Source organism: Pseudomonas sp. NFX183 (assembly GCF_047943075.1).
Lineage (GTDB): Bacteria > Pseudomonadota > Gammaproteobacteria > Pseudomonadales > Pseudomonadaceae > Aquipseudomonas.
In genome coordinates, this window is the sequence record NZ_CP181333.1 from 3,054,748 (window position 1) to 3,069,861 (window position 15,114).

Here is a 15,114-nt window from a genome sequence, read left to right on the forward strand (position 1 = left end):
CTTTTTGGAATAAATGGCATCGAAAAAATGATAGGGAGCTATCAAATATTGTTGGATGAAGGTCTAATTTTGAGCGCCGATATTTTCTTAAGCTTCTGTTTTTTCGAGATGAAAAAAAGCTAAAAGAAAAAATAGCCAGAAAAGCGTTGGTAGAGCGGCGAGGTATTTTCTAGAGGGATATGAAAAAAGTTTCATGAGGCTAACAGCCGCTCCCGCTCCCGCTCCCCTACACGAGCCTTTATATGATCCAAATGAAATTCTCGGAGGTTAAATACGCCAGTTGGCGCTTCGAACCTCGTCTTTATCGACATGTGCCAGCGCGACCTCGATCAGTTCCGGATCCTACCCATGCTCGTTCAGGATGGTGCTGGCCATGGAGCGCATGCCGTGGCTGACCAAGCGGTCCTGAAAACCCACGCGTTTCAACGCCATGTTGGCGGTCTGGCTATTGGCGATCAGTACGTCAAAATCCCGAGTCCGAGCAAAGCGCTGGGCTGATAACTGATCAAGTTCGCGATGCCCTCGATTGGGCCAGCGCGACCTCACACAATGGCAGTCGGAATTTGTTGGCGCCCGACGGAAGCGCCAAAGACTTTATGCAGGCAGTTGTGCGACCGGCACGGGACATCCTGCATGAGCATGGATTGAAAGGTTTTCATGAACTGCGGGCGGCTTATGCCTGTGAGCGCTATGAGCAACTAGTCGGCTTTCCTGCACTCGTTGATGGTGGTCGTGTTCATCAAGAGGATCGAGCACTCGATCAGCAAGCCCGTAAGCAGATCAGCCACGAGTTGGGACACAACCGCATCGATGTGGTGAGTGCCTACATCGGAGGCTGGAAATGACGGCCGAGTTCGACATAGCGTTGTTTCTGAGTCCGGTGCTCAAAGGTGCTTACGCAACGCGCCAGCGGCACATCAGGCAAGCAGAAAGGATGCACGAGGCGATTCGTGAACGCTGGAGTTGTGAGACCCCCTGGTCCTGGAGGGAAAAGCACGTGAGATGGTTTTTTGAGCAATCTGCGTTGCTCAGCACCAGCGACCCTTTACTACTACGAGTTAACCGCAGCACTGATTCGCCTTCGGCGTAAATGCCGTTGAGCTGTAGGTATGGTGGTTTACTAAAATTGGATGCTTCACTAGGCGAAAATTCTCGCCACAAAGAAGGGGTGAGATCAAGCAGTGTTCATTCTGCTGGGGGCGCTCCAAGAATAGACGGATCGACTCGGAACTTCTTTTTTGACGCTCTCGTTGAGTGGAGTTCAGCAGGTCTATTGCTGAAGCAGAGGGGCGTCAATTGACCCGATGAGTGAATGATTTCGCTACGTGAAGGATTTTTTGTTTTCCTTAATAAATAAGGTTGTTTTTTATTTATGCCTTAAAAATATACATCAACTAGTCAAAAATAGTTGAATATTTAATTCATTTGTGCGAGTTCAGCATCTAATCTATAAACTCAATTACGGAGGGGGATTTATGTTGATCTTTTTGAAATCGATGATTATTGGACTGTGCATAGCAGCCCCAGTCGGGCCAATAGGCCTTTTATGTATACAGCGGAGCCTTATGCGAGGCTGGAGGTCAGGTTTTGCAACAGGGTTAGGGGCAGCAACCGCCGACGCAATGTATGGCTTTATAGGCGCGTTAGGGATCACCGCGATTATCACAACACTGATTATGTTCAAACCCTGGCTGTGCATTTTCGGCGGGCTTTTTCTGGCGTACATCGGCTACCAGACGATAAAGTCAAAGGAGCCTGCAACCGCCTTGTCGGGCGAACGGGCCGGCATGATGAAAGCCTATTCGACAACATTGCTTTTGACCTTATCGAACCCGATGACCATCTTGTCGTTCATAGCCATATTCGCGTCAATGAGCGATGGCATGGTCGGCGACCAAGGCCAGCATTCAGTGTGGCCAATGGTGACCGGTATATTTCTAGGTTCCGCGGTTTGGTGGCTTGGATTAAGCGGTTTTTCGTCCGCATTCAAAACCAGAATATCCAAGTCAAAACTCAAATTGATCAACTACTTTTCCGGATCGACCATCACCGTCCTTGGTGCGTATCAAGTGGTCACCGGCGTCATGCTTGCCGCTGCTACATAAGGACCACATGGAGCGTGCAGCGGCCTCTATTAAAGAGCTAGGGGCTGCATTTTTAACTCTATATAGGCTTTCAAACGTCCTATCGCGAGATAGATGTCTGATACGGTTGCACTGCTAAAAGATAATCGGACCTGATTAATGCCCGTCCCCACCAATGAGAAAAAAGAGGTGGGAAAAACAATAACCTTGAATTGAGTCGCGCACTCCTGCATCTCAGAATAACCAAACCTTATCGGCAACTGTACATTGATGAAAAAGCCGCCCTCGGGGTCATTCCAGATGATGGCCCGCTGGCCGTTGGCATTCAGCGGGAAGTGCTCCTCAAGACACTTGATCATCCAGTTTCTTTTTTTCAAATAGGACATTGTCTTTGGCTCATTTAAGGCCTTCAAAGAATAATCGTTTTCTATCAGGAGCCCACCGACAACGGCTTGGCACAGCGCTGAAGTATTGACCGTTATCACGCTTTTGGCTTTGCATATTTTAGTGCTTAGGGCGGTTACCTCAACGTCCTCCGGCCCCATCAGGTACCCCATACGCAAGCCCGGGAAGATTGATTTCGCAAAGGACCCCATCAGGACGACTCGACTGCTATCAATCGATTTCATCAAGGGTATCCGAGCCCCCTCGTACCGAAAGTATCGGTAAGCGTTGTCCTCTAAGATCAAGAAGTCCTTTGCTCTTGCCAGCGCGACCAGAGCCTTTCTCCCTTCAAACGAGAGGCTGTCCGCCGTTGGGTTACTGAAATCTGAAATAGCATATAACGCCTTGACCTTCTCTCCGGAAGACTCAATGACATTCACGGCATCGGACAAGGCGTGAGAATCCAGAAAATCCGCAATCGGAACAGGTACAGTCTTTACTCTCAAAAGCTTCGCAATACCCGTTATCCCTGAAAAAACGGGGTCAGGCACCAGCAGTACGCCACCGTCATCAAAAATTGATAACAAAGCCAATGTCGCTGCTTCCTGAAAGCCCATACAAACCACAATATTTTCAACGTTGGAGACGACTATTTCCTCATCGACACGCATATGCTCAGCCAGTATTTCATTGATAATTCCACTGGTTTTTCCGTACTGGCAAAGTCGTATCGAGAGCGACTGCTCTGCCTGGGTTACATACCGCGCGTAACTGGCCAACCCCTTATAGATAAGAGCAGGATCGCATAGCTCATCATCCGGTCGACCAGACGCCAGGGAAATAGCATCTGGATGCGCACTGGAGAGAGAGTTCAGAAGATTGATGACATTCAGAACGGGGTCATCGAAGGCGGAGCGTTCGAGCGCGATGGACATGATCGTTTCCCATAAAAAAGCGGCGAGCCAATGAAGGCCCGCCGCGAGTGATTGATATCACTTACGCCGGATCAAGCACGCTTTCAATGCCGACCCTGCTTTCCATTGTTTGAAATGCTTGAAGTAAATCCTCTTTAAGGTCCTCAAGGTCCTCCAGCCCAAAGCACAATCGAACCAGGCCCTTACCGATTCCCATCTCAGCCTTTTCCTGGTCAGACATAGAGGCATGACTTCCACTAAACGGTTGGGCCACCATAGAGGTGACACACGCCATTCCCGTTCCCGTGCCAAACCATTTCAGCGCGCTGGTAAACACTTTGTAATGGTCAACCAGATCAGATCGAATATCGACAAATACGATGCCGCCATAACCGACCAGTTGTTTGCCATCGATATTTGGAAAGTAAACGTGTTCAATAAATGGAAGCGATTGTAAATAGCTCAGCATGACGGCGGTCGTCGAACTATGCTTTTCCATGCGCAAGCTAAATGTCTGCATACTTCTGCGAAGTAACCATGCGCTATGAGGTGTCAGTATCGAGCCTGAATAGAAACGACCCTCAAGCAGTCGATTGTAAAGCTCATGATCATTGACAAGTACCAGGCCGCCCATGACGTCACTATGACCAGAGAAGTACTTTGTAGCACTGTACAATGAAATGTCAGCGCCAAGCATTAACGGCTTTTGAAACAGCGGGGTTGCCCAGGTGTTATCAACTACCACCAACGCTTGCGGATTTATCTTCTTTACGGCTTCGCTGACATCATGGATGTCGATGTCTTTAAGAAAGGGGTTGGTCGGTGTTTCGAAGATGACCATATCCACTGCCGGGGGCAGCTTCTTCAACCCATCTTCAGTAGTCAGGTCCAAAATGGTCAGTTGTGCACCGATACGTTTGGCGTATCTCTGAAATAACTTATACGAGCATCCGTAGATATATTTGTTTATGACCAGCGACCCACCCGGCTTGAGTAGTTCGAGCACCATATAAATAGCAGTCATTCCTGTGGCGTACGCTAGTGCATACTCACTGTTCTCTAGCGCCGCAACCACCTGCTCCAACTCAGTGACGTTGGGATTGGACTTCCTGGAATAGAAGAACGCCGAGTCAGCACTGAAAGCGCTGCATTGATAGATCGGCGTTACCGAAGGATGAGCTTCTCGATCGTCGACTCTGATATGTAGCATTTCAGTAGAAATATTCATGATTTGCTTACCAGCTTGATAACTTGCTCGTACATATTCTGCTTGCCCAAATAACCGATAGTCGGAGTTATGTCATTTTGGGAAATTCCAATCTCCTCAATTGATTCAGTGGGAAAGTGGGCCCGGTCAAAGACTTCGTGCAGGTTTGAGTTAACCCCTTCAGGAAGCCATACCTCCGGACCTGTCTCATCAATCCTAGCCTTTGCGATAATGAACCGATAACTTTCGTGTGGACGCAGTGTCAGCGCTTTCCACTCGCTATCTCGCCCAGCGAGATAATTGCGTCGCAAATAAACCGTCTGCTCGAAATTTTCGGTATTTAGCACTTGTGCGTGCAGAGAAACAATATCACCATGCCATTCGAATTTTCTTTTCTCGTAAGCAGTCAATGCTTGCTCGCGCAATTCAACAGTACGGTTGTGTGCACTAGTACCCAAAAGCTTGAAATGCGCGTCCTTCCCGCACTGAGTACAGCAGCCTTTGCTGTCCAATCCAATGATTTCGGCATTCAAGCCGTAGCGAGTAACAAGTAGAGCGTTGCATTGATTGCAGCGGGTATCCGTGCCATCGACATCATTGACGTTCCCAAGATAAACGTGTTCAACCCCCATGCCACGAGCAACGTCCCGTGCCTTAAGGAGTCGGTCTATGGGGGTTCTGATGCTATTGCTCATTTTGTAGTCCGGATGAAACCTGACAAAGTGCAACGGCACCTCCGGCCCCAGCTCATCCAGCACCCACTGGCTGATTTTTCGTGCCGTATCCTCATCGTCACTGATATCGGTCACCATCAAGGTGCTCACCTCCACATATTTACCCGCATCGTAGACTTTTTTGATTCCGGCCAGTACCGGTTCTACCCACCCTGTAGTTACTTTTCGATAGTATTCGGGAGAGATAGACTTTAGTGAAATTGAAAATATGTCGATGACCGGCAGAAGTTCATCAATGGCTTCCTCGCTGATAAAAAAAGCTGACTTGTATAAATTTATCAACCCCGCTTCTTTTGCAAGCTTTGCAGTGTCCAGTATGAACTCATGCCAGACGACAGGATCGTTATAAGTCCAAGAAATAACACGGATGCCGTGTTTCAAAGCAGTTTCCACGACTTGTTCGGGTGTGTAGTAGTACACATCCTTGTCGGTCACGTATTTCGCTTGTGAGGTTTTCCAGTTGTGGCAGTACCCACAATTCAGCATGCAACCAATATTGCCCAGAGATAGAATTCGCTCCCCTGGCGCGAAGTGGAAAACGGCTTCAGTTTCTATAGTTTCTTCGGTGCTATGGACGCCTTTCCCATAGTTCAGAGTGACTAGCCGCCCACCTCTGTTTCCACGGACCTTGCAAAACCCCAACTTCCCTTCCTGTATGACACAGTTTCTGGGTGATAAATGGCATTTCACGGCCCCATTTGGGAGCAATTCTTCCAACATGGCCGGGGTACTTTCCAGCATCCAGTTTTTTCCATTAGTACTTTCCATGTTTCACTCCTCATCACGAAGTTACATTATGCACATCACGGGCTAAATACTCGGGGCGAACGATTTCGCAGCTAATAGCTGCGCGCCCTAATGATCATTAATAAGCAGCAGACGTATTGGCTAAGCCATAGTTCTTAAGTGAAAGCCGTTTGGCGTTCATGTTCATGAACGGCTGGATAAGAGGACCAATAACCAGTAGAAATGCGATCGTTCCTACTCCGAATGGGCCACCCAACAGCCAGCCGATCGAAAAGATACCGATCTCAATAATCATTTTGGCTTTGGTAAATGACCAGGACCACTTTGAAACCATAGTCAGAACTACCAGGTCCATGATCCTGATTCCGATTCCACTCATGATGATCAATGCAGAAGAATAGGCGCACAAGATCAAGCCAATCGCCAACATTGCATAGCCATTCAGTCGAGCCGTCAGGTAGTCTCCCATTCCAAGGAATGTCCACAGGTCAATTAATAATCCTGTCAGGGTAGTTGTAATAAATGGACTGATTGGTGGGAGCTTTTTGTTCCAAAGCGTCCACCACGTCAAAAAGAGTAAGGATACTATTCCTGAACATACTCCCATCCCGAGTCCGAGCTGCTTATCGATTGAGATTATAAGAACATCCAGTGGATCGGTGCCGAGCTGGCTGACGATAAAAAACTTTGCACCCAGTGAAAATACCGTGACGCCCAGTAAATACATCAAGACCTGATCAATCTTAAAGTCAAGGAACCCCAGCGTTTGTGCTTTTAGGTAACTCCGGAAATAGAAGTCGGTTTTTTTTTCTGACTTTATCTGTTCGTCTCGCATACGATTACCCACTCTTTGAGAAAAGCTTTAGTTGGGCAGCGTTTAAAAAGTGAAGCAGTTTCGTTTTTTTTTTTTTTTTTTTTTTTGCAGAGTTTTTATGGGCTGAAAATAGGCTAGCACTTGCTACTTTTTTGATGCATTATTTTTTAATGGAAAATGTATGAGTTTCATTAAAATTTTCACCTTTTTTCAAGGAAAACCTTCATGGATCGTATAGACATCAAGATCTTGAGCGTGGTGCAAGATTCGGGGCGCATTTCCATTACCGAATTGTCAAAGCACGCGGGCCTTTCCATCCCTGCTACAACTGACCGTCTGCGAAAGCTTGAGGATGGGGGAGTCATATCTGGCTATTGTGCTCAGGTTGATCCCGCAAAGCTTGGGTTTGGCATATCGGCTGTTGTCGGCATGACGACCTTCAAACCATCAAAATCCAAGTTGATCGCGACGCTCAACGACATCCCAGAGGTCGTTGAATGCCTACACGTTACGGGTAATGACTCTTACCTTATTAGAATCTATGCCAAGTCAATGGCGGACATTGAGAGCGTTATCGCGAAGATTAATAACTATGGCGAAACTCGCACCAGCATCGTTTTATCGGTTCCAATCGAGAGAAGGAAACTGGTACTCGTCGACAGATAGAAGCTGGTTACAAAGGGGATACCCTCCTACATGCCAAGATGAGTGCTAGGCCAGTGCCGCCAGATGCTTAGTCGCGTGCGATGTTTATGTGGTGGCAGGAGAATGACTGTCCGTCAGTCAGGTGCAGTCCATACCTCGAGCTCTGCCCAGCTGATCAATGGCCGCCGATAGCCTGCTGCGCGTCGCGAGCGTCCTTGCGGTGGTGGAAGAGAGCAGGGTCGTGGAGGTCGATCATATCCAATGGACCTCCGCTTTAGTCGGCTACTATCTCACCTAGATCCGGTGCCTGACTGAACATGTACCGGTATGCCAGGTCATGGAGACGGCGGACGGGCCGCTGCGTGACTGCTGGTCAAGGATCGGAAGCGCTTTAGTATTCGAGACGTGAATTGGAGCGGCGGTCGTCATGCCGCCAGTGAGCTCCTGCAAGCGGGAATGCGGAGCGCAGGCAAGCCGAGGGTTTGGCGACAGTCGCCAACTCTATCGTCATCCAATGATCCCTCAGCGTATCGGGGCGACATTGCGCCCCCTGGTTTGATTGATGGCAGATGCCGACAGGCTGCCAATGACCGCCTTCTGTATATGTTCACTCCACCATGCCATCATCGGACGCCGGCGTTCGATCTAATCCGCCCGGTTGTAGGCGCTTCGAACTTCGTCTTTATCGACATGCGCTAGCGCGACTTCGATCAGCTCCAGATCCCATCCATGTTCGTTCAGGATTGTGCTGGCCATGGAGCGCATTCCATGGCTGACCAAGCGGTCCTGAAAACCCATTCGTTTCAACGCCATGTTGGCTGTTTGGCTATTTGTGTGGGTGCGCGGGTTTCTATCTGACGGGAACACATATTCCCTGTGGCCGCTATGGTGCTTACGCGTCTCTAATAACGAGAGTGTATGTTCGGTCAGCGGGATTGTGTGTGGTCGACGCTTCTTCATTCGCTCCGCAGGGATGGTCCAGATGCGTTTGTCGAAGTCGATGTCTGCCCATCGAGTGGTGGCCGCCTCGGCAGGGCGTGTCATGGTATGAAGTTGCCATTCGATCAGGCAGCGGGTCGTCCGCTTGATGCTGGCGTTCGCGATTTCCATCATGAGCTCCGGAAGCTCGTCAGGTGGTAAGGCGGCCATATTCTCTTTCTTGGGTTTCTTGAACACCGCTCGAATGCCGCTGAGGGGGTTGGCAAAGATCATTCCGGAGTTAACCCCGTAGGTCATGATCTCGTTAAGGCGCTGGCTCACTCGCTTAACCGTCTCGAGGCTGCTTTTAGCTTCAATCGGACGAAGCAGCTTGATGACCATCGGGGCGTTCACTTCCGATAACGGGGTCGATTTCATGCTTGGAAAAATATGCAGTTTGAGGGAGCGCCAAATATCTTCGGCATACGCTGGCGTGACGGAATCCTTCTTCAGCTCGAACCAGGCAGTGGCCACGTTCTCGAAGGTGTGTTCCGTTTCCGCTCGTTTGGCTTCCTGCAGCTCATTGCGCTGAGCTTTTGGGTCGATGCCCTGTGCAAGCAACTGTCTGGCCTCAACGGTTTTCCTCCTGGCTAGCGCAAGAGAAACCTCGGGATAAGCGCCGAATGCCATGTTGATTCGATTCTTGGTGACGGGATGCCGGTAGTTGAAATTCCACTGCATCGAGCGATTGACCCTGACTCGCAGTTGGAGCCCGTCGCCCATCCCTGAGGACGTAATCCTTGTCTTTCGGTTTGACCGCCTTGAGCTAGCGGTCGGAGAGGCGGGTGGTTTGAGCGCACATGAGAAGTACTCCATGACACCTTTTGGTATTCCCAGGATTAGCCCTAGGTAGCCGGGAATACCATTGGGAATACCAAACCGCCTGGAACTCAAAAAAACTGGAAAGCCTCCAGCAGCCTTGAACCCCCGTATTTCCTGGATTTCAGGCACAAAAAAAGACGTCCGTAGACGTCTTTAGATGATGAAGTGGTGGAGCCGGGGGGATTTGAACCCGCATCCAGCCCCCGCATTACGGGGCTTTCAGCGCCAAGGCTGTCGTTTTGCTGTCATTCCCAATGCGACGTAGGAGATCAATCGCATTGCTCGACTTCCCCTCGACCGCTTCCACTAGACGGTTGCCTTATGCCACTATTGATAGAATTAATAATCTGGCAGGGAAGTCGAGTGAAAATCCTAAGTCTAAAGGTTAAAAATTTTCGTACTATAAGAGGCGAGCAGACCTTGAACCTTACAGGTGGGCTCACCCTGGTAGGTCCAAATAACGCGGGAAAGACAAATGCGTTAATGGCGCTCTATATGTTTTTCACTGGCTATGAAAACTTGCATAAGTATGAACATTCAACCGATTTTTCTTCCGGCGATAAATCTGTAAAGACAAGTTTGACTTGTCATTTTAGAGGAGACTCTTCTGGGAAGGATAAAGATATTTTTGAAAAACTGGACAAGTTGCGAGTTCTGCTAGGTCATTTTGACCCTAGCGAGGAATTTTCCATTAATGTCTATTTCAATGGGAATAATCCAGTTTACCAAGTTTACCCAGGGCTAAAACGGCCTGCGGGCAAATCTCCTCAATGCTCAATGGCTCAGAAAGCATTCATTCAAGCAGTTTTAGACTCTTTCAAGTGTTATTATATCCCTTCTAAGAAATCTATTGATGAACTATACAATGAGTTTGTTTCTCCATTTATCAGAATGGAAGTCGCTACGGCCCTTAGGCGTCATATACCAGAGATACAGTTAAGCGTCGCGGAGATCGCGACAAGCATGAATACAGTACTTAAGGATAATGGGCTTGGTCAGATTCAAGTAGCGTTCAAGATACCTAATGGTGCTATAACTGATCTCATTACCGGTTTTGACTTGGCCGTAAAAGACCCGGAGAGCAGCTCTATCTATTCTAAAGGAATGGGCGTTCAGGCTGCTGTTTTACTATCCTCATTCAAATGGATTACTCAGCAACAAAGAGACGTAAATGTTGTATGGCTAATTGAAGAGCCCGAAACGTACATGCATCCGCGCCTTGCGGAAAGAGCATCAAGAATCTTGGATGACCTTGGCGAGATATCCACTCTAATTAAAACTACGCATGCTATAAATTTTGTCCCGACCAATATTAAATTGGTTCAGGGCGTTCGAAGATCGCAAGCTAATAAAACCACTTCGATAATTCAGTATGCTTCGCATAGGGATGCTACTGAATCGATTAGAAAATCTTTAGGGGTGAAGTTTGCAGATTACTTTGCACTTTCCAAATACAATTTGTTCGTCGAGGGCGAGACTGATCGGGGCTATATTGACCACGTGTGGAGAGCTATGCAGCCTGAAATGCAAGAGGAGTATCCATACCTGTCGCGCACTAATTTGCTAATTAAAGACTTTACAGGTGTCTCTGATTTGAAAGGCTTCCTGAAGTCAAATTTTGGATTGTTGGCTAAAGAGGTTTGTATCGTCTCGCTTTTTGATGGCGACAAAGCGGGCGTGGATGCCGTAAGGGAAATGGGACATTACTGCGCAAATAAGGAATATAAGTTTAATTCCAATGTTGACTATGTATTGATCTCGGGAGGCCACCCAATCGAGGGGCTCTTTCCGCCTGAGTGGATTATTGGTGCGTTTGAGCATGAACCAGCTTGGTTTGAAGGTGGCGCCCCCATCGTTGATTCAGATGGAGGCTTGGTGGAGTTCAAAATTAGAGATAGCTCTAAAAAAACTTTTATGAAATACATCTTAGAGCTTTATGATGACGATCGTACCTACGATTCAAGTGAAGGTTTTTTCAAACTATTCCAAAAAATCAATCGCGCTCTCGAGTTGAAGGCCGCGAAACTCAACCTCACTTTATAGACGCTTTTCGAGAATCAGGACTTTGGTCCATATCAGTGAGTACCCATAGGGATTCCGCGCGTGTTCCCGCGCTTGAGTCGGCCGAAGGCATCCATCGTCCGTACACTCTTGCGATCATAGTCCAATCGGAATGCCCCATTTGCTTCGCCACCCACATCGGATGCTCGCCGGCGGATAGCATCATTGATGCGTAAGTGTGCCTGGTCTGGTACGGCCGGCGGTACCGGACACCAGCCTTCTTCATTGCTGGAACCCACATGGTTTTCCGGATCGGCCCATCGCCGGCCCAGCGCTCAAACGTGCGGGGGTTTTGGAAGACTTCAGCACCAGCCAGGAAGGTGTGTGCCTTCTGCGCTTTCAATGCATCCAGTGCGGGCCGGAGCAACTTCACACTTCGGCGCCCTGCAGCTGTCTTCGTGGTTTCCGCCCTCCCCTTGCTTGCCTGGGTCATCGCTCGGCTCACCATGACCTCATCGCGCAGCCAATCGATATCGCCCCAGTCCAGCGCTACCAGTTCGCTGGTGCGCAGACCTGTCCACAATGCGAACTGCATCATGTTGCGTGCCTGACCGGTGAGGGCGCCCAGCACTGCCTGCTGCTCCTCTGGGCTGAATGGATCGACATCATCCTCTTTCGGCGGCGCGGCCTTGCGCGAGTAGGTCCAGCCAGCCAGCGGGTTCAATTCGATCAACTCCTCCTCGGCTGCATCGTTCAGCGCGGAGCGAAGGCAGCTCTGAACATTGCTGAGCGTCTTGTTACTCACCTCCAAGGTGTCCAGCCAGTCGCGCACCGCCTTCCGCTTTAGGTCGACCAGCATCGTATCGCCTAGGGCCGGGATTAGGCGCAGGGTAACCAGCTTGCGGTATCCATCGTAGGTGCTGCTGGCCAGGTGCTTTTTCTTTGCTTCGAGCCACCTGGTCAAAAAACCGTTCATGGTTTCGCGTGAAGCCTCGGGCGCAAACTTTGCGGCGCGGGCGGATCCCGGAAACGTTACCGAGTAATCGAATGTGCCGATCGATATCGCATGCTCGATCGCCGCTTTGTGCTGCTCGGCCTTCTTCAGGTTAGTGGCGGTGGGCTTGAGCGTGATCCGCTCGCGGCACCTGACGCCCCGATACATGAACGTGATTTCGATACTCGAATCGGAGACTGCCCGAACTCCCCTCCCGCCTCTACCCATGATTCATATCCCTCTACATCGAGTAGCGTCCGGCCATCCGGCGCCTTGATCCATATCTCTCCGAGCCGCCAGATCCCGTCACGGATCTTTGAGCGGATCGCGTCCTCTGTGTAGCCAGACTCGCTGGCAAATTTCCTGACGGTCACATAGCGCATGACTTCACCGATCTTCGTGTCGCGACAAGTCTTCGCCGCTCGTGGGTGGTGTCGCGTCGTTATTCTTACTCACTGCCCCAACCTCGCTGAAAGTGGTCAGCCAGCACCCGGCGCGCGTCGATACCGCACGATGCCGACATTGCGTAGATCTGGCCGAACGTGGTTTCCCGGCGCTGCAGGGCATTGAACAGCTCGATCAGGCGCTGGCCCACCGGCCCGTTGCGGCGACTCATAATTGGAACCCCTTTTTCTGCGGGAGCGGGGTGGTGCCCAATTGCTCTTTTTCAGCCGTTGAACTGGCCTGAGAGGCCCGGCCCGCTTCACTTGATGGGGTGGTGCTGGCGCGGGTGCGAAGTTGGCTATCCGGCAGGCAGCTGATTCCGCCCTGGGCCGTGATGAAGTACGTAACGGCCCGGGTAGAGTCGTGCTGCACACTGATGATTTGCTCGCCGGCCGACGCCTGGCCAACGACCAGCATCAGGATCATGGTGATGATGGTTTTCATGGGCGAGACTCCCTGGCGATCACTGCCAGCTGGGCGAGCAGGTCATCGGTTCGCCCATAGAAGCGGCCGGTGTCCTCGTTGATGAACTGGCCCAGCACCTCGGCCACCGCAGGGCTGGCGGTCAAGCCTTGCAGGTCGACCTGGGCGGCGATCTTCTCGATGGTCCGCGCATCACTCGCCGGGTGGTGCACAAATGCATCAGCCTTGATCTGCAGCACCTTTACAGGCCGAATCCCCTTGCACTGGCTAACCCAGTTGCTGTCGGGATAACTCCACGGGAGCATGTGCATGCACCAAGCCGTGGCCGATCCTTCCTTCTGAGTACTGGACCAGTAGGTATGGGTACACGCGAATGCGTTGGGCGCATTCTCGTCGTTACCGAAACCACTCTGACGGCCCCAGTCTTCGAGCTGGAGCAGGTTCGATCGGAGCAGGTTCAGCTCTTCGATGGATGGAATATGCCAGCCCCAAGAGCCGCGCACGTTCAAGCCCAGCACCTTTCGGGCAATTGCGCTACCTTCCTCGGCCATGGCCTTTGTGTTGGCCATGCCGTCGTACCGGCTTTGGGTACCACGGATTCGTGGCTTAGGCCCTTCCTGGTCCCACCATTGTGCGGTTGTCTCAAATTCGCGCCCGGCATCAATCAGCGCGAATTCAGCGCCGTCGAAAAAGATGCGGCCAGCGTAGAAGCCGCCGGCGAACGGTTGGCCGATAGCGGGCAGGGCGGCCGGGGAGATCTGGCGGCGCTTCATTGCGGCACATCCGCGCCGACGGCGAGCGCTCTCATGACTCGGTCAAGCTCGCTGTCCAGGTCGTCCTTAACAAGCAGATTGCCGTAGAAGTCACGAACCTTGATCGGCAGCGTCAGATTGAATGCGACGTCTCGCAAGAACTCGTAGCGTCGCGCATTCGCTGCCATCTTTACGCGTTGGTCGATGTGTAGCGATTCAGTCGCAGCTTCGAACGCGCCCGCCGGTTTTCCGCCGTCATGCTTATCCGCAAGGCCAAGCATGGCGAAAATGCCGTACATGCCTGCCGAGAGAGCGATAAGCAAAAACGCAAACATCGCATTCTCGCCGCATGAAGGGCTGACTATGTCGGGAGCGGTCTCCGTCAGCACGGCACTGGCAACAACCGCCACGATTGAGCAGTTAATTACGATCCGGAGCAGCCTCCAGAGGTTGAATTCCTTACGGTCCATGTCCAACTCCTGCTGTTGATTTTGATGATGGTGGAGGGGGTTAGTAGCCGAGCCAGGCGAGGACATCTGCCGACTTGTATTGCTCGTGAACACCGAGGTCTTCGTCGAACTCATCGACGCTTGATCCGTGCTTTTTCATTTCTGCCAGGGCCTCTGCGCAGGTGACGACGGTCGGCCAGCTCTCTTCGTAGGTTTCCATTTCACTTTCCTTCGGCCGAGCGAATCCCGGCCGCGCTTTTGGCTTTCGCAAAACTGCTGTTTGTTTTTTCCGCCTGACGAGGCGAGCAATCAGGCCAGGAAGACGCCTTCGTGTTCAGAGCCAGTCTGTTTCGGGTCTGGAGGGCAGGATCGAATCAGGCCAAGCCGGTAGGCCTCCATCACTAGTCCACGAATGCTGCGCACACCCAGCTTGAACTTCGCGTCGTCCAAACGCTTTGAGACGGTCCCTGGAGTGATGCCCATCAGCCGTGCGATCTCTTTAGCGGTCAAGTCTGCTGCCGCGTAGAGAGTGGCTTCCAGCTCTCGGGGGGCAAGGCCTTGGCCCAGTGTTCCTTCCCATTTGCCGGCGGTGATGGTGATCATGATGGTTGCTCCATACGGGGTCTCGATGGGATTAACATTACTTGCGGTTTTATTTTGTGTCAACACCAGCGGTTTTATTTATTCTTGCGGTGTTGCTCTTCGCACGCACCTGCGGTGTT

Annotated in this window: 13 protein-coding genes and 5 pseudogenes; 5 read left to right on the plus strand and 13 right to left on the minus strand. The window is 50.9% G+C overall.

The window, feature by feature from the left end:
• Positions 1-282 precede the first annotated feature (282 nt).
• Positions 283-522 (minus strand): annotated as a pseudogene (locus ACM530_RS14120) (tyrosine-type recombinase/integrase); the annotation flags it as partial.
• On the opposite strand from ACM530_RS14120, the pseudogene ACM530_RS14125 reads away from it, so the two are divergent.
• The 3 genes and pseudogenes from ACM530_RS14125 to ACM530_RS14135 form a co-directional block, all read left to right on the plus strand.
• A pseudogene (locus ACM530_RS14125) lies at positions 498-845 on the plus strand (integrase); the annotation flags it as partial. The pseudogenes ACM530_RS14120 and ACM530_RS14125 overlap by 25 nt on opposite strands.
• Positions 842-1,100: pseudogene (locus tag ACM530_RS14130) on the plus strand (hypothetical protein). The pseudogenes ACM530_RS14125 and ACM530_RS14130, both read left to right, overlap by 4 nt.
• A gap of 375 nt (positions 1,101-1,475) precedes the next feature.
• A complete protein-coding gene (locus ACM530_RS14135; protein ID WP_369302484.1) occupies positions 1,476-2,105 on the plus strand; it encodes a LysE/ArgO family amino acid transporter in 630 nt (209 codons plus the stop codon).
• 29 nt (positions 2,106-2,134) lie between these two features.
• Here ACM530_RS14135 and ACM530_RS14140 read toward each other — a convergent pair whose 3' ends face one another.
• From ACM530_RS14140 to ACM530_RS14155, 4 genes are all read right to left on the minus strand, one after another.
• The gene (locus ACM530_RS14140; RefSeq protein WP_416364986.1) at positions 2,135-3,403 is read right to left on the minus strand and encodes a PLP-dependent aminotransferase family protein; all 1,269 of its coding nucleotides are present in this window, start codon (positions 3,401-3,403) and stop codon (positions 2,135-2,137) included.
• Between the two features lie 61 nt (positions 3,404-3,464).
• Positions 3,465-4,610 carry a PLP-dependent transferase gene (locus tag ACM530_RS14145; protein ID WP_369302486.1) on the minus strand — a complete coding sequence of 382 codons (1,146 nt, stop codon included), beginning with the start codon at positions 4,608-4,610 and terminating at the stop codon, positions 3,465-3,467.
• Positions 4,607-6,091, minus strand: coding sequence for an AmmeMemoRadiSam system radical SAM enzyme (gene amrS, locus ACM530_RS14150; protein ID WP_416364987.1), 1,485 nt, complete (start codon positions 6,089-6,091; stop codon positions 4,607-4,609). Before amrS ends, ACM530_RS14145 begins: the two co-directional genes overlap by 4 nt.
• A gap of 97 nt (positions 6,092-6,188) precedes the next feature.
• The gene (locus ACM530_RS14155; RefSeq protein ID WP_369302488.1) at positions 6,189-6,905 is read right to left on the minus strand and encodes a YczE/YyaS/YitT family protein; all 717 of its coding nucleotides are present in this window, start codon (positions 6,903-6,905) and stop codon (positions 6,189-6,191) included.
• Between the two features lie 204 nt (positions 6,906-7,109).
• Between ACM530_RS14155 and ACM530_RS14160 the strand changes: the two genes are divergently transcribed.
• Positions 7,110-7,550 carry an Lrp/AsnC family transcriptional regulator gene (locus ACM530_RS14160; RefSeq protein WP_369302489.1) on the plus strand — a complete coding sequence of 147 codons (441 nt, stop codon included), beginning with the start codon at positions 7,110-7,112 and terminating at the stop codon, positions 7,548-7,550.
• 501 nt (positions 7,551-8,051) lie between these two features.
• On the opposite strand, the pseudogene ACM530_RS14165 reads toward ACM530_RS14160, so the two are convergent.
• Positions 8,052-9,309 (minus strand): annotated as a pseudogene (locus ACM530_RS14165) (integrase domain-containing protein).
• Positions 9,310-9,692: 383 nt separating this feature from the next.
• Between ACM530_RS14165 and ACM530_RS14170 the strand changes: the two are divergent.
• Positions 9,693-11,372, plus strand: a complete 1,680-nt coding sequence (locus ACM530_RS14170) for an ATP-dependent nuclease (RefSeq protein WP_416364988.1) — start codon at positions 9,693-9,695, stop codon at positions 11,370-11,372.
• On the opposite strand, the gene ACM530_RS14175 is transcribed toward ACM530_RS14170, so the two are convergent.
• The 7 genes and pseudogenes from ACM530_RS14175 to ACM530_RS14205 form a co-directional block, all read right to left on the minus strand.
• Entirely contained in the window at positions 11,362-12,552 is a 1,191-nt protein-coding gene (locus ACM530_RS14175; RefSeq protein WP_416364989.1) for an Arm DNA-binding domain-containing protein, read from the minus strand. The genes ACM530_RS14170 and ACM530_RS14175 overlap by 11 nt on opposite strands.
• Before the next feature lie 220 nt (positions 12,553-12,772).
• Positions 12,773-12,940, minus strand: coding sequence for a hypothetical protein (locus tag ACM530_RS14180; RefSeq protein ID WP_416364990.1), 168 nt, complete (start codon positions 12,938-12,940; stop codon positions 12,773-12,775).
• Positions 12,937-13,212 carry a hypothetical protein gene (locus ACM530_RS14185; protein ID WP_416364991.1) on the minus strand — a complete coding sequence of 92 codons (276 nt, stop codon included), beginning with the start codon at positions 13,210-13,212 and terminating at the stop codon, positions 12,937-12,939. The genes ACM530_RS14180 and ACM530_RS14185 overlap by 4 nt, the downstream gene beginning before the upstream one ends.
• Positions 13,209-13,964 (minus strand): hypothetical protein, encoded by a 756-nt coding sequence (locus ACM530_RS14190; protein WP_416364992.1) that lies wholly within the window; start codon positions 13,962-13,964, stop codon positions 13,209-13,211. Before ACM530_RS14190 ends, ACM530_RS14185 begins: the two co-directional genes overlap by 4 nt.
• Positions 13,961-14,413 (minus strand): hypothetical protein, encoded by a 453-nt coding sequence (locus ACM530_RS14195; RefSeq protein WP_416364993.1) that lies wholly within the window; start codon positions 14,411-14,413, stop codon positions 13,961-13,963. Before ACM530_RS14195 ends, ACM530_RS14190 begins: the two co-directional genes overlap by 4 nt.
• A 40-nt stretch (positions 14,414-14,453) precedes the next feature.
• Positions 14,454-14,612 (minus strand): hypothetical protein, encoded by a 159-nt coding sequence (locus ACM530_RS14200; protein ID WP_416364994.1) that lies wholly within the window; start codon positions 14,610-14,612, stop codon positions 14,454-14,456.
• A 152-nt stretch (positions 14,613-14,764) separates the two neighbouring features.
• Positions 14,765-14,995: pseudogene (locus ACM530_RS14205) on the minus strand (response regulator transcription factor); the annotation flags it as partial.
• Between the last annotated feature and the right edge of the window lie 119 nt (positions 14,996-15,114).

Bases quoted from the DNA above. Each gene is read 5' to 3' on its own strand.
- ACM530_RS14190 (WP_416364992.1), bottom strand. From the start codon at position 13,964: ATGAAGCGCCGCCAGATCTCCCCGGCCGCCCTGCCCGCTATCGGCCAA.
- ACM530_RS14175 (WP_416364989.1), bottom strand. From the start codon at position 12,552: ATGGGTAGAGGCGGGAGGGGAGTTCGGGCAGTCTCCGATTCGAGTATC.
- ACM530_RS14140 (WP_416364986.1), bottom strand. From the start codon at position 3,403: ATGTCCATCGCGCTCGAACGCTCCGCCTTCGATGACCCCGTTCTGAAT.
- amrS (WP_416364987.1), bottom strand. From the start codon at position 6,091: ATGGAAAGTACTAATGGAAAAAACTGGATGCTGGAAAGTACCCCGGCC.
- ACM530_RS14135 (WP_369302484.1), top strand. From the start codon at position 1,476: ATGTTGATCTTTTTGAAATCGATGATTATTGGACTGTGCATAGCAGCC.
- ACM530_RS14155 (WP_369302488.1), bottom strand. From the start codon at position 6,905: ATGCGAGACGAACAGATAAAGTCAGAAAAAAAAACCGACTTCTATTTC.
- ACM530_RS14200 (WP_416364994.1), bottom strand. From the start codon at position 14,612: ATGGAAACCTACGAAGAGAGCTGGCCGACCGTCGTCACCTGCGCAGAG.
- ACM530_RS14145 (WP_369302486.1), bottom strand. From the start codon at position 4,610: ATGAATATTTCTACTGAAATGCTACATATCAGAGTCGACGATCGAGAA.
- ACM530_RS14160 (WP_369302489.1), top strand. From the start codon at position 7,110: ATGGATCGTATAGACATCAAGATCTTGAGCGTGGTGCAAGATTCGGGG.
- ACM530_RS14185 (WP_416364991.1), bottom strand. From the start codon at position 13,212: ATGAAAACCATCATCACCATGATCCTGATGCTGGTCGTTGGCCAGGCG.
- ACM530_RS14195 (WP_416364993.1), bottom strand. From the start codon at position 14,413: ATGGACCGTAAGGAATTCAACCTCTGGAGGCTGCTCCGGATCGTAATT.
- ACM530_RS14180 (WP_416364990.1), bottom strand. From the start codon at position 12,940: ATGAGTCGCCGCAACGGGCCGGTGGGCCAGCGCCTGATCGAGCTGTTC.